Below are 12844 nucleotides of genomic sequence, written 5' to 3' on the forward strand. Positions count from 1 at the left end.
GGACGTGCCGGAGGAATTCTCACTGGGCCTGACGGAGGTCGACACCGCGGTCCGGCGCACCGGTCTCCCGGCGAACTGGCACCCGTTCGAAATCCGCAGCGCGGGCCGGACCCTGACCGAGCACGACCGCATCGCGGCCGAAGCCTGGGAGTCGATGCGGGCGCGCGGCCTGGCCGGCCCGGACAAGCTGGACATCGAGGTCGAGCAGACGCTCAGGGCGTGGACCCAGCCGGACGTGCTGATCATCGTCCGCGCGGCGGAGGACACCCGCCAGGTCTTCTACCGCGCGGCGGTCGGCCACGGGCTGGGCGTGTTTTCGGAGCTTTCAGGCGACGAAATCCTGTTCGCCCAGACCCGCCCGGACCGGTTGGTCGACCTGCTGGTCGGGATGCTGCCGGCGTACGGGCCGGTGCCGCTGGCGGAGCTGACGTTCGTGGCCCCCGGGTCACCACGCGAGGCGGCGCTGGCGGCGGAGTTTTCGGCCTGGCCCCTGCACCGCTACGGCACGGTGGAGCTGTCGGTCCGGTCTTCGGGAGCGCTGAAGCCGGTGGGGACGGTGACGTTCGTGGACAACGACGGCGGCCGGTTCCTGATGTTCAGCGAGTCGCTACCCGACGGTTCGTCCCGGGTGACGTTCACCCCTTCGGATGGTTCTCACCTGCGGGCTTGGCTGCTGGAGCGTGGCAGGAACCACTGACGCCGGCCGTTCGTCACTAGTACAGTGCGAAGGGACCACGCAGGGTGGTGCCGGACGACGGGGAGGGCGTCATGAGCGGTTCGCAATTCGGCGCACCGGGCTCGTTCACACCACCACCGGCGGCTGGGGACGCGGGCTCGAACTTCCTGTCGGGCATCGTCGACGGCCCGATCGATTCGGCGGCCGCGCAGCGGGTCAGCACGGGTGGGAGTCATCTGAAGGGCCTCGCCGAGAGCGGTCAGTTCGCGGTGAACGAGGAAGGGTTCCAGGCGTACATCAAGGCCTGCGACTTCTTCATCGACGGCTACGACAAGATGCTCCGGGACGTGCATGTTCTCGCTGGCGCCGCCCGCATGGGCGGCAGCACCTACGCCAAGACAGTAGCCGAGTTCAACGCGATAGCGGCCGACGGCGATCCGCAAGCGTTGATTCCCAACCTTCTCCTTATGAAACGCGGCGTCGAAGACGCACGTGAGGCGATGGTGATCGCACGAAAGAACTATCGCGAAACCGAAGATGCCCACGCCGTGGCGTTCGCTGACCTGAACAAGAATCTGCAGGAAAAGTGACTTCTCACCGCATCACCGCGATCTTGACCATTGCCGTCTGTGCGGCGCTGGCCCTGGCCGCGTGTACCAGTCAGGTCGGTGGCCAGGCAAACCCGAGTTCAACCGCCGCCGGTACCGATCCGTCCAGTGCAGCTACATCCGCGGGTGCCCCGGACGATCCGTTCGCGTCCATGAAACCGTGCTCGCTCCTGGACCAAGCGCTCGCCGGCCAAGGTTTCCCGACTGCGGTCCCGACCGTCGCCGACGCGAAGGAAAGTTGCGCTGCAACCAAGCCGAGGGCAGGCGACGTAAACCCGGTCGACCTGGCGCTTTCGCTTCAACCTGGCCGAGGTTACAAGAACAACGTCAGCAACCCGAGCCAGGCAAGTGAGGGAAAGGTCAACGAGCGAGCGGCGGTTGAAGTGCGCGAGCCCCAGCAATCGCCCGGGCAGTGCGGCATCTGGCTGGACGTAAAACCGAAGTCCCGGGCCCTGGTACTGGTGACCTCAGGGTCGGACACGGCCAACGCCTGCAAGCTCGTCGAAGGATTCGCGGAGAAGATCGAGCCACTGCTGCCGAAGACCAACTGATACGGAGTCCAGCCATGAGTCAGCCGCACCGGGCGCAGCATCGCCAGTCCGAGGGTGACTACTACGCGGAAACCGCCCAGATGCTCGAAGGTCACGGGGCCGACGGCCAGCGGCTCACCCGGCAGGCCGCGTCGGACTATTCGGTCGCGCAGGGGAAGCTCCTGCAGGAGGGGCAAACCCTCCGTTCCGGGGCACCGGTGCCGGACGAGAACTACGCGAGCCAGCCGCACGAAGTGCTGTACGACATGGTCCACAACAACTTGGACCTCGAAGACCTCAACGACCGCAGCCGGGTGGCCAACGTCTACGGCAACTGGCTCGCCGACGCCTCCAACCAGTTCCGCGACGCGGCCACGGCGGCGGGCGGCTCCTGGCAGGGACCCGCTGCCGACCAGGCCAACGGGTTCTTCCAAAGCACCGCCGGGCACACGGAACAAACCGGCACCGCGATGCAGCTGGCGTCCAACCACTACTCCCAGCAGTCCGCGGCAGCCCACTACGCCAAGACCAACATGCCCGAGCCCACCGGCTTCAACCAGCAAGCCGAGCTCGACAAGGCCAAGCAGCAGTACAACAACGGCGACCTCGTCGGCATGAGCGGCACCATGGCCGGCATCCAGGCCAAGCAGCAACAAGCCGACGCCGCCCATCAGCAGGCCGTTCAAGTCCTGCAGAACCTCGACGGCACCTACCACGAAACCGCCAGCTCCCAGCCCACCTACGCGCCGCCGCCGCAGCTTGGGCAGGGCGACTCCACCTCGGTCAGTGGGTTCCACGGGACTAGCGGGACCGGTGGGGTCGGAGGGACCGGTGGAACCGGCTTCACCGGCACAGGCACTGGACCCGGTGGCACCAGCGGCAGCTACGTCCCCGGGAGCACGACGGGGACCGCGCCCGGGACGCCGCCGGCTTCCTTCGTCCCGCCCGGGGCCACCAGCGGTACCGGCGGGCCCGGGAACTTCGCCGGCAACACCAACTTCCGCTCCGCGCCCGCCGCGAGCTCCTTCACGCGCATGACTCCCGACGGGCTCGCCATGCCCGGGACCACCGCCGGTGGCACTCCCGGCGGCGGAGACGTCACCCGCGGCAGCAAACCGGGGCGTGCCGGGAGCGGGTTCGCCGGGTCGCGGGTGTCCGGCAGTGCGGGGAGCGCCGGGAGCGTGCCCAAGGAGATACCCGGTGAGGGCAAGGGCAGCGGTGCCGGCAAGAGCGGTGAGCGGCTCGAACGCGGGGCCACCGCCGCCGCGGCGGCCAAGGGGAAGGGCGGTGCCGGAGCCGCCGGAGCGGCTGGCGCCGGCAAGAAGAAGGAAGACGACAAGGAGCACAAGAACAAGTACGCCGTCGAGGACGAAGTCTTCGACCTCAAGCCCGAACGCGGGCCCGACGGCGAGAAGATCGTGCGGCCGACCATCGGGGAAACCCCCTAGATTTCCCCCATCCGGCGGGCTGAGCCGGGAGGCGGCGCACCCACCCTCGCTACATTGGGGTCATGCGCTTCTTCATCGTCGACGCCTTCACCGACCGGGCCTTCGCCGGGAACTCCGCCGGGGTCGTCCTGCTGGACGAGCCCGCCGACCCGACCTGGATGCAGGCCGTCGCCGCCGAGATGAAGCACGCCGAGACCGCTTTCGTGGTGACGACGGCGCCGGGCGCCAAGTCGCTCAGGTGGTTCACCCCCGAGGTCGAGGTCGCCCTCTGCGGCCACGCCACCCTCGCCACCACGCACGTGCTCGGCGGCGAGCAGGTCTACACCACCCTCAGCGGCGAGCTGCGCGCCAACGCGAAGGACGGCTGGGTCGAGCTGGACTTCCCCTCCGACCCGCCGTCGGCCACCGACGACGACCTGGCCGGAATCCTCCCCGGTGTCGAGATCGAGTACGCCGGACGCGGCGTCGAGAACCTCTTCGCCGTCCTCCCCGACGCCGGAACGGTCAAAAACCTGGAACCCGACCTCGAAAAGCTGAAGCACACCTGGACCGGACGGTTGCTCGTCACCGCGAAGGGCGACGAAACGGACTACGTGAGCCGCTTCTTCGGGCCCGGCGTCGGCATCGACGAAGACCCCGTCACCGGCTCGGCGCACTGCATCCTGTCGCCGTACTGGTCCGAGAAGCTCCAACGCACCGAGCTCGTCGGCGCACAGGTCTCGGCGCGCGGCGGGATCGTCCGGACGCGCCAGGACGGCGACCGCGTCCACCTCGCCGGCCAGGCCGTGACCGTCCTCAGCGGGGAGCTGCACGTCTGATGCGCGTCCTGCTGAACATCATCTGGCTCGTCCTGTGCGGCTTCTGGATGGCGGTGGGCTACCTGATCGCCGGCGTCATCTGCTGCATCCTGATCGTCACCATCCCGTTCGGGCTGGCGTCGTTCCGGATCGCGAACTACGCGTTCTGGCCGTTCGGGCGCACGGTCGTCGACCGGCGGGACGCGGGCGCCGCGTCCTGCCTCGGCAACGTCATCTGGTTCGTCTTCGCCGGGTGGTGGCTGGCGCTCGGGCACATCTTCACGGGCGTCGCGCTGTGCATCACGATCGTCGGCATCCCGCTCGGCGTCGCGAACTTCAAGATGATCCCGGTGTCGCTGGTGCCGCTCGGCAAGGAGATCGTCGAGCTCCCCTGATCACGACTCCGGTTCGTACGGCAGCCGCACCACCAGGCAGGGCCCGCCGACGAACAGGCCGCCGTCCACGCCCAGCGCCTTGCCGCCGGCGTAGAGGAACGGGCCCTCGATCTGCGTCGGGTGGATCCCCAGCTGGTCGGCGATGACGCTGTGCCCGTGCACGATCCGGGACCCGCCGAGCGCGTCCATCAGCTTCTGGGCGTTCTCCTCGCCGTCCGGGCCGCGGAAGGCGTAGCGCGTCGTCATCCGGCGCCAGACGTCCCACCAGGCCTCGAGGTCCGAGCCCGTGAGGATCTCGCCCGCGGACTCGTTGATCTCCTCGATCGTCGAGCCCCAGTCGAGGTACTCCAGCGTGTCCGAGTGCAGCAGCAGGTGGTCGGCGGCGAGCGCGGCCAGCGGCCGCGCGGCCAGCCACTCGATGTGCTCCGGGGTCAGCCGGTCCTGGTCCGACAGCAGGCCGCCGTTGATCTCCCAGCTGCGGGCGAAGCTGCGCGGCCCGAAGTCGGACGGCACCGGCTCGTCGCCGAAGTGGTACATCCCCAGCGCGAGGATCTCGTGGTTGCCCAGCAGCGTCTGCACCTGGCCGCCGGCCTCGGCCGCCTGCGCCTCCAGCCGCATGACCAGGTCGATCGCGCCGACGCCGTCGGGCCCGCGGTCGACGAAGTCACCGAGGAACCACAGCTGGTCCTCGCCCCCTGACCAGTTGTCCTCGTCGTCGACCAGGCCTTCGGCGCGCAGTGCCTCGGCCAGTTCGTCACGGTGGCCGTGCACGTCGCCCACAACGTAGGTGGACTTGCTCATCCGGTGACGATAAGCCCTGCGCGCACCCGGCCCACCGTCAGCCTTCGCCGAACGGGTCGGTGGTTCGCCCGATCAGGTCGGCGATCGAGTCGAGCACGAGGGTGGGGCGATACGGATAGCGTTCGGCCGACTCCTGCGTGGATATGCCGGTGAGCACCAGGATGGTCTGCAGGCCGGCCTCGATGCCCGAGTGCACGTCGGTGTCCATCCGGTCGCCGATCATCAGCGTCGACTCCGAGTGCGCGCCGAGCCGGCGCAGCGCCGAGCGCATCATCAGCGGGTTCGGCTTGCCGACGTAGTACGGCGAGCGCCCGGTGGCCTTCTCGATCAGCGCCGCGACGGACCCGGTGGCCGGCATCGAGCCCTCGAGGCTGGGGCCGGTCGCGTCGGGGTTCGTCGCGATGAACTTCGCGCCGCCTTCGATCAGCCGGATCGCGCGCGTGATGGCGCTGAAGCTGTACGTGCGGGTCTCGCCCAGCACGACGTAGTCGGGGTCGCGCTCGGTCAGCACGTAGCCGACCTCGTGCAGCGCCGTCGTGAGGCCGGCCTCGCCGATGACGTACGCCGAGCCGTTCGGCCGCTGCGACGAGAGGAACTTCGCGGTCGCCAGCGCGGAGGTCCAGATCGACTCCTCCGGGATGTCGAGCCCGGTCCGCTCGAGCCGGGCCCGCAGGTCGCGCGGGGTGTAGATCGAGTTGTTCGTCAGCACCAGGAAGTCGATGCCGTTCGCCTTCAACTCGGCGAGGAACTCGTCGGCCCCGGGGACGAGGTGCTCCTCCTTCACCAGGACGCCGTCCATGTCGGAGAGGTACGTCCACCGGCGTTCGCTCATGCGCGGAACCTATCACGCGCGTGAGGCACCTGCGGCGTCCGCCGAAAACGGCTACAGTTGAAATTGCCGGTATTGCGAGGGGAGTTCGCGGGCCGGTCACCGAGGGGGTTCGGGGGAATACCATTCAACGGCGTCCGCGCGTTCCGCGGCGCCGCGATTCTTCCTGCCCCCTGTCCGCAAAAGGGGAGATCGCATGACCGAAATCATCGAGCGCCCGGTCGACGCCACGCCGATCGCCGCGCCGAACTGGGGGCTCACCAAGTTCCTCGACCCGCTGCGCGTTCCGCCGGTGTACCGGCCGCATTCGTGGGGCGGCCAGGACACCATCACCATTCCGATGATCACGAAGCGCCAGCGGCTGCACTCACAATTGCCGCCGAGCACCTTGTGGACGTACGCGGGACATTTCCCGGGTCCGACGATCGAAGTGCGCAGCGGCAAACAACTGCGGATTTCGTGGTCGAACGAAATCGACGGCGAGTTCCCGCTCGTCGCCGTTCAGGGCCCGGTGGCGGACGGGCCGACCGGCCGTCCCGGCCGTGAGCTCGACCGGCCCGGTTACTCGATCATCGAGGGCGTCGCGGACCTGCCGGCCTGGACGGTCGTCCACCTCCACGGCGCCCGCACGAACGCCGGCAACGACGGCTGGGCGCACAACGCCGGGCTCAACGGCACTTCGCAGCTCACCGAGTACCAGAACCGCCAGCCGGCGATGCCGCTCTGGTACCACGACCACGCCATGGCGATCACGCGCTTCAACGTCCACACCGGCCTGGCGGGGATGTACCTGGTCCGCGACGACGAAGAGGACGCGCTCGACCTGCCGCACGGCGACCACGAGATCCCGCTGGTCATCACCGACCGGAACCTCGACACCGACCCGGCGACCGGCGCGCTCACCGGGCAGCTGCTGTTCAAGGTGCCGGTGGTGCCGAACGGCCCGATGATCCCGTTCACCGGGCCGTTCAACCTGGTCAACGGCGTGATCTGGCCGCACCTCGACGTCGACGCGCGGTGGTACCGCTTCCGGCTGCTCAACGCGGCCAACTCGCGGTTCTACACGCTCAACCTGGTCGACGAGAACAACGCGCCGGTCAACGACGCCGTCCGCCTGATCGGCACCGACGGCGGCCTGCTGCCCGCGCCGGCGCCGCTGCCGTCCGGCGGGCTGACCGTCGCCCCGGCCGAGCGGTTCGACGTCCTGATCGACTTCAGCCGGTTCAAGGGGCGCAAGCTCAAGCTGCGCAACGCCGACCCGCGGCTGGGGACGGTCGAGCCGGACCTGGTGGAGTTCCGGGTCGACGGCCGCGCCAAGCACGACCCGTTCCGGCTGCCGGAGAAGATCTCGACGTCGTACGTCCGGCTGCGGCACGGCTCGACGCTGCCGGAGGACCACGACCACGTCTGGGTCGCGCTGCTGCTGAACAAGGCGGGCCACCCGGAGATGTGGGACCTGGAGCAGGTCGAGGCGGACCCGGGCGGCGAGGGGATCATCCAGCTCCAGGACCCGAACGGCGGGCTGAAGACGTTCCGGATGATCGGCCGGATCTTCGACGACACCACCGGCATCTTCATCGACCACGACCGGTGGGCGGTGTGGAACATCGTGCACGTCGCGAACGGCGGGCCGGCGCACCCGGTGCACATCCACCTGACCGAGTTCCAGGCGCTCTTCCGGCGGAAGTTCACCACGACGTTCGACCAGGCCACCGAGCGGACGAAGACGCCGATCGACGGCTTCACCGACGTCCCGCTGGAGAAGTACGAGGAGGGCTGGAAGGACACGATCATCGTGAACCCCGGCCAGTGGGTGAGCGTCGCCGGGCAGTTCGGCGGCGGCACCGGCCAGTTCATGTACCACTGCCACATCCTCGACCACGAGGACGAGGGCATGATGCGGCCGTTCGTCGTGCACCCGCCGGAGGTGGCGAAGTTCCACGTCCACCCGGGCGGCGGCCACCACCACGACGGCTGACCCGCGGGGTTCAGGAGGTCGCGGCCGGGTGGATCGCCACGGTCGCGGCCTTCACCGAGAGCGTCACCGCCGAGCCGGGCTCCAGCGCGAGCTCGGCCACGGCGGCCGGCGTCAGGTCGGCGGTCAGGCCGTGCGCCCAGCCGTCGCCCTCGGCGCGGACCCGGATCACCGGCCCGTGCGGTTCCAGCGCCGAGACGACGGCGTCGGCGGTGTTGCGCGGGCTGCCGCGGTGCTCGCCGTCGTGCGGGTAGACGGCGACGGCGTTCGGCGGGAACACCGCCACCGCGGGCTCGCCCGGCACCACGTCGGCCGCCGGGATCCCGCTCACGACCTCGCCCGCCGCGGTCCGCAGCCCGTCGGGGACCGCGGTGCCGGCGACCAGGTTGAGACCGGCGATCCGCGCGGTGAACGCCGTCCGCGGCGCCGAAAGCACTTCGCGGGTCGGGCCGCGTTCGACGACGCGGCCACCGTTCATCACCGCGACGTGGTCGGCGAGTGCGAGCGCGTCCAGCGGGTCGTGCGTCACGAGCACGGTCGTCGGCCCGGTCTTGAGCACGCGCCGCAGCAGGCCGCGGATCGCCGGCGCCGCGTCGACGTCGAGGGCGGCGAACGGCTCGTCGAGCAGCAGCAGGTCCGGTTCCGCGGCCAGCGCCCTGGCGATCGCGACGCGCTGGGCCTGGCCGCCGGACAGCTGCCCGGGCCGCCGGTCCGCCAGCGAGACGGCGTCCACTTCGGCCAGCCAGTAGTAGGCGCGCTCGCGGGCGGCGCGGCGGCCGGCACCGGTCGAGCGCGGTGCGAAGGCGACGTTGTCCGCCGCGGACAGGTGCGGGAAGAGCAGCGCGTCCTGGGAGAGCAGGCCGATCCCGCGGCGGTGCGGCGCGACGCCCGCCAAGGCGCGCCCGGCCACGGTGATCTCCGCCGCCGTCGGCGTGATCAACCCGGACAAGCAGCCCAGCACGGTCGACTTGCCCGAGCCGTTCGGGCCGAGCAGCGCGAGCACCGTCCCGGTGGGCACGTCGAGGTCGACGTCCAGCGAGAACGTGCCGCGGACGGCCTCGATCCGGGCGGTCAGGCTCACCGCAGGCCGCCTTCCCACGAGCGCGGGCGCGCGACCGCGATCACGACGACCGCCACGACGATCAGCAGCAACGAAAGGGCGACCGCGCTGTCGATGTCCACTTCGGCCTGCGTGTAGACCTCCAGCGGCAGCGTGCGGGTGACGTCTTCGAGACTGCCGGCGAAGGTGATCGTGGCGCCGAACTCGCCGAGCGCGCGGGCGAAGCTGAGCACGACGCCGGAACCGAGCGCGGGCAGCAGCAACGGCAGCGTGACCCGGCGGAAGACGGTCCACGGGCGCGCGCCGAGCGTCGCGGCGACCTGCTCGTAGCGGTCACCGGCGTTCCGCAGCGCGCCTTCGAGGCTGACCACGAGGAACGGCATCGCGACGAACGTCTGCGCGATCACCACCGCGCCCGTGGTGAACGGCACCGACTCCCCGGTCAGCGTGGTGATCAGCATGCCGAGGAAGCCCTTGCGGCCGAGCAGGTAGAGCAGCGCGAGGCCGCCGACGACCGGGGGCAGCACCAGCGGCAGCAGCACCACCGAGCGCAGCAGCCGGACCCCGCGGAACCGGGCGCGCGCCAGCACGACGGCCAGCGGTACGCCCAGCAGCACGCAGGCCACAGTGGACAGCGCCGCCGTGATCAGCGACAACCGCAGCGCGTGCCACGACGACGGCGTGGCGACCAGCGACGGCAGCCGCGTCAGGTCCGAGCGGACCAGCAGGCCGACGACCGGCAGCACGACCAGCGCCAGTGCCAGGGTGGCCGGGATCGCGAGCACCCACGGGACGCGCGAACGGCCGGCCGGGACGGATCCCGGCCGGCCGTTCGCGAGACGCTCACTGCGCAGGGCCGAACCCGACCTTCGTCAGCTCGTTCTTGCCCTCGGTGCCGAGGACGAACTCCTCGAACTGGTGCGCCAGCTCGGCCTGGCCGCCCTTGACCGCGGCGATCGGGTAGGCGTTGATCGCCTGCGCGGCCTCCGGGAAGTCGACCTTCTCCACCTTGCCCGCGGCGGAGGTGGCGTCGGTGACGTAGACGAGGCCCGCGTCGGCGTCCCCGGACGCGACCTTGTTCAGCACCTGCTTGACGTCCGACTCCTCGCTCTTCGGCTTGAGCGTGACGCCGGTGCTCTGCTCGACCTTCTTGGTCGCCGAGCCGCACGGCACCTGCGGCGCGCAGGTCACGACGGCCAGGCCGGCCTTGTTCAGGTCAGCGAAGGACTTGATGCCCTTGGGGTTGCCCGGCGCGACGGCGATGGCGAGCTTGTTCGTGGCGAACACCGTCGCCTGGCCGTCGATCACCCCGCCCTGGTTCGCCTTGTCCATGTTGGCCTGGTCGGCGGAGGCGAAGACGTCGGCCTTCGCGCCGTTGGTCAGCTGCTGCACCAGGGTGGACGAGCCCGCGAAGCTGAACTTCACGGTCACGCCGGAGTGCTGGGCTTCGAACTCCTTGCCGAGCGCGGTGAACGACTCGGTGAGCGACGCGGCCGCGAACACGGTCAGCGTGCCGCCGCCGGCGTTCCCGGCCCCCTTGGGCGCGGGCGCGGTGACCGACGACCCGCCGGTCTGCGTGCTGGGCTCGTCCGAGCTGCTGCAGGCGCCCGCGAACAGGGCGACGGCCGCGACGGCGAGAGCAAGCTTCTTCATCGACTTCCTTCCGGTGTCTCCACCACAACCGTGGTCGCTTTGACCACTGCGACCGCGAGCACTCCGGGGCGCAGGCCCAGCTCGCGGACGGCTTCCGTACTCATCAGGGACACCACCCGGTGTGCCCCGCACTGCAGTTCCACCTGCGCCATCACCTTGTCGGCGACGACCTCGGTGACCAGCCCGACGAACCTGTTCCGGGCGGAGCGGCCGACGGTGGAGGGGTCTTCGGGGCCGGAGGCCTGCGCCCGGGCGAACCCGGCCAGCTGGGCACCGTCCACGACCTTGCGGCCGGCGGCGTCGTCGGTGGCGGTCAGCTGACCTGCGCGCACCCATCGACGCACGGTGTCGTCGCTGACCCCGAGCAGGCGTGCGGCCTCGGACAACCGAAATTGCGGCATGCCGCAGACATTATCTCCGCAGTTGAGGAAAAGCTACGCGGGGCGGGCATTGTCGAGGATTTCCGCGCGCAGCTGTTCGAGCATGACATTCTGATAACGCTCGATGGCTTTTCGCTCGGTCGGGGAGAACTGCGCCAACGTCTCGCGAAGAGCGTCGAAGGCCGACTCGAAGAGCGGCGCGAAGCGCTCCTCGGCCCCCGGCACGACCGCCACGAGGACCTTGCGGCGGTCCTCCGGATCGCGGACGCGGCGGACCAGCCCGACCTTCTCGAGCCGGTCGATGACGCCGGTCACCGCGCCGGTCGACAGGCCCGTCAGCTCGGCGATCCGCCCGGCGGTCAACGGTCCGCCCGATTGGATGACCAGGTCGAACGTCTTGTGGTCGGTGCCGGACAAGCCCATCCGTTCGGCGATCCTGGCGTGCCGGAGGACCGTCAGCGTGCTGCTCTGGCGGCCCAATTCCGCGAAGCGGAAGAGCTCATCGTCGGTGACCGGGTAAGTCTTTTCCGTCACAGGCCCTCTTAGTTCGGCAACTGAACCACTCACTCGTCAAAGTATCGTAGCGACCCGCTCACTTCGCCCGTTCCGGAGCTACGCTGTGCGTAATGACGGCAGTGGATCTCGGGTTTCCTCGCGTCCCCGGTACACGAGGGTCATCTCGCGTGCCCAGGCCCGAGAACCCGCAACTCATCGACACCTTCGGCCGGGTGGCCACCGATCTCCGGGTTTCCCTGACGGATCGGTGCAACCTGCGCTGCACCTACTGCATGCCCGCGGAAGGCCTCGACTGGATGCCGGGCGACCAGGTGCTGACCGACGACGAACTGATCCGCCTGATGCGGATCGCCGTCGAGCGGCTCGGCATCACCGACATCCGCCTCACCGGCGGCGAACCGCTGCTGCGGCCGGGCCTCGAGGACCTCGTCGCGCGGGTCACGGCGCTCGAGCCGCGGCCGAAGCTGTCCATGACGACCAACGGGATCGGCCTGGCGCGGCGCGCCACGGCGCTCGCCGAGGCCGGCTTGAACCGCATCAACGTCTCGCTCGACACCATCGACCCGCAGCTGTTCGAGAAGATCACCCGCCGAGACCGGCTTTCGCACGTGCTGGCCGGCATGGCGGCGGCGCGGGACGCGGGGATGTCGCCGGTGAAGGTCAACGCGGTGCTGATGCGCGGCGTCAACGAGGCCGAAGCCGTGCCGCTGCTGAAGTTCTGCCTGGCCGAGGGCTACCACCTGCGCTTCATCGAGCAGATGCCGCTGGACGCCCAGCACGGCTGGAACCGCGGCGAGATGATCACCGCGGCGGAGATCCTGGAGAAGCTGGGCAGCGCCTTCGAGCTGACCCCGTTCCCGGTCGCCCGCGGCGGCGCACCGGCCGAGCGCTGGCTGGTCGACGGCGGCCCCGGCGACGTCGGCGTGATCGCCTCGGTGACCAGGCCGTTCTGCGCGGCGTGCGAGCGAACGCGCCTGACGGCCGACGGCGCGGTCCGTTCGTGCCTGTTCAGCAACGACGAGACGGACCTCCGCTCCCTCGTGCGCGCGGGCGCGCGCGATGAGGAGGTGGCGGACGCCTGGCGGGCCACGATGTGGGGCAAGCTCGCCGGCCACGAGATCAACGACGCCGGATTCGCCCAGCCGATCCGGCCGATGAGCGCGATCGGCGGTTGAG

Annotated in this window: 15 protein-coding genes; 8 read left to right on the forward strand and 7 right to left on the reverse strand. The window is 70.1% G+C overall.

Going from position 1 to position 12844, the window contains the following annotated elements:
• Positions 1–4 precede the first annotated feature (4 nt).
• The 6 genes from AB5J73_RS07490 to AB5J73_RS07515 all read left to right on the forward strand — a co-directional run bounded on the left by AB5J73_RS07490 (position 5) and on the right by AB5J73_RS07515 (position 4454).
• Complete coding sequence (locus AB5J73_RS07490) at positions 5–697, forward strand: ESX secretion-associated protein EspG (protein WP_370968967.1); 693 nt, start codon at positions 5–7, stop codon at positions 695–697.
• Positions 698–768: 71 nt separating this feature from the next.
• The gene (locus AB5J73_RS07495) at positions 769–1266 is read left to right on the forward strand and encodes a hypothetical protein (protein WP_370968968.1); all 498 of its coding nucleotides are present in this window, start codon (positions 769–771) and stop codon (positions 1264–1266) included.
• Positions 1263–1835 (forward strand): DUF3558 family protein, encoded by a 573-nt coding sequence (locus AB5J73_RS07500; RefSeq protein ID WP_370968969.1) that lies wholly within the window; start codon positions 1263–1265, stop codon positions 1833–1835. Before AB5J73_RS07495 ends, AB5J73_RS07500 begins: the two co-directional genes overlap by 4 nt.
• A gap of 14 nt (positions 1836–1849) precedes the next feature.
• A complete protein-coding gene (locus AB5J73_RS07505) occupies positions 1850–3262 on the forward strand; it encodes a hypothetical protein (RefSeq protein ID WP_370968970.1) in 1413 nt (470 codons plus the stop codon).
• Between the two features lie 62 nt (positions 3263–3324).
• Positions 3325–4080, forward strand: coding sequence for a PhzF family phenazine biosynthesis protein (locus tag AB5J73_RS07510; RefSeq protein ID WP_370968971.1), 756 nt, complete (start codon positions 3325–3327; stop codon positions 4078–4080).
• Positions 4080–4454 carry a YccF domain-containing protein gene (locus tag AB5J73_RS07515; RefSeq protein ID WP_370968972.1) on the forward strand — a complete coding sequence of 125 codons (375 nt, stop codon included), beginning with the start codon at positions 4080–4082 and terminating at the stop codon, positions 4452–4454. The genes AB5J73_RS07510 and AB5J73_RS07515 overlap by 1 nt, the downstream gene beginning before the upstream one ends.
• Here AB5J73_RS07515 and AB5J73_RS07520 read toward each other — a convergent pair whose 3' ends face one another.
• Both AB5J73_RS07520 and AB5J73_RS07525 read right to left on the reverse strand, forming a co-directional pair.
• Positions 4455–5255, reverse strand: a complete 801-nt coding sequence (locus tag AB5J73_RS07520; protein WP_370968973.1) for a metallophosphoesterase — start codon at positions 5253–5255, stop codon at positions 4455–4457.
• A gap of 37 nt (positions 5256–5292) precedes the next feature.
• Positions 5293–6087, reverse strand: a complete 795-nt coding sequence (locus AB5J73_RS07525; RefSeq protein ID WP_086860844.1) for an HAD-IIA family hydrolase — start codon at positions 6085–6087, stop codon at positions 5293–5295.
• A gap of 193 nt (positions 6088–6280) precedes the next feature.
• On the opposite strand from AB5J73_RS07525, the gene AB5J73_RS07530 reads away from it, so the two are divergent.
• On the forward strand, positions 6281–8062 hold the full coding sequence (locus AB5J73_RS07530) for a multicopper oxidase family protein (protein ID WP_370968974.1): 1782 nt from the start codon (positions 6281–6283) through the stop codon (positions 8060–8062).
• Positions 8063–8072: 10 nt separating this feature from the next.
• On the opposite strand, the gene AB5J73_RS07535 is transcribed toward AB5J73_RS07530, so the two are convergent.
• From AB5J73_RS07535 to AB5J73_RS07555, 5 genes are read right to left on the reverse strand one after another with little or no spacing between them, the layout of a single operon-like run.
• Complete coding sequence (locus AB5J73_RS07535) at positions 8073–9140, reverse strand: sulfate/molybdate ABC transporter ATP-binding protein (RefSeq protein WP_370968975.1); 1068 nt, start codon at positions 9138–9140, stop codon at positions 8073–8075.
• Positions 9137–9904 carry an ABC transporter permease gene (locus AB5J73_RS07540; protein WP_370968976.1) on the reverse strand — a complete coding sequence of 256 codons (768 nt, stop codon included), beginning with the start codon at positions 9902–9904 and terminating at the stop codon, positions 9137–9139. The genes AB5J73_RS07535 and AB5J73_RS07540 overlap by 4 nt, the downstream gene beginning before the upstream one ends.
• Before the next feature lie 58 nt (positions 9905–9962).
• Positions 9963–10772 (reverse strand): molybdate ABC transporter substrate-binding protein, encoded by an 810-nt coding sequence (gene modA, locus AB5J73_RS07545; RefSeq protein ID WP_370968977.1) that lies wholly within the window; start codon positions 10770–10772, stop codon positions 9963–9965.
• Positions 10769–11173, reverse strand: coding sequence for a molybdopterin-binding protein (locus AB5J73_RS07550; protein WP_285476866.1), 405 nt, complete (start codon positions 11171–11173; stop codon positions 10769–10771). The genes modA and AB5J73_RS07550 overlap by 4 nt, the downstream gene beginning before the upstream one ends.
• A 33-nt stretch (positions 11174–11206) precedes the next feature.
• Positions 11207–11686 carry a MarR family winged helix-turn-helix transcriptional regulator gene (locus AB5J73_RS07555; RefSeq protein WP_370972995.1) on the reverse strand — a complete coding sequence of 160 codons (480 nt, stop codon included), beginning with the start codon at positions 11684–11686 and terminating at the stop codon, positions 11207–11209.
• A gap of 149 nt (positions 11687–11835) precedes the next feature.
• Here AB5J73_RS07555 and moaA point away from each other — a divergent pair, with 149 nt between their 5' ends.
• Positions 11836–12843: a GTP 3',8-cyclase MoaA gene (moaA, locus tag AB5J73_RS07560; protein WP_370968978.1), complete on the forward strand. Its 1008-nt coding sequence runs from the start codon at positions 11836–11838 to the stop codon at positions 12841–12843.
• The last annotated feature ends 1 nt before the right edge of the window (position 12844 follow it).

It is taken from the genome of Amycolatopsis sp. cg9 (genome assembly GCF_041346945.1).
Taxonomy (GTDB): Bacteria; Actinomycetota; Actinomycetes; order Mycobacteriales; family Pseudonocardiaceae; genus Amycolatopsis.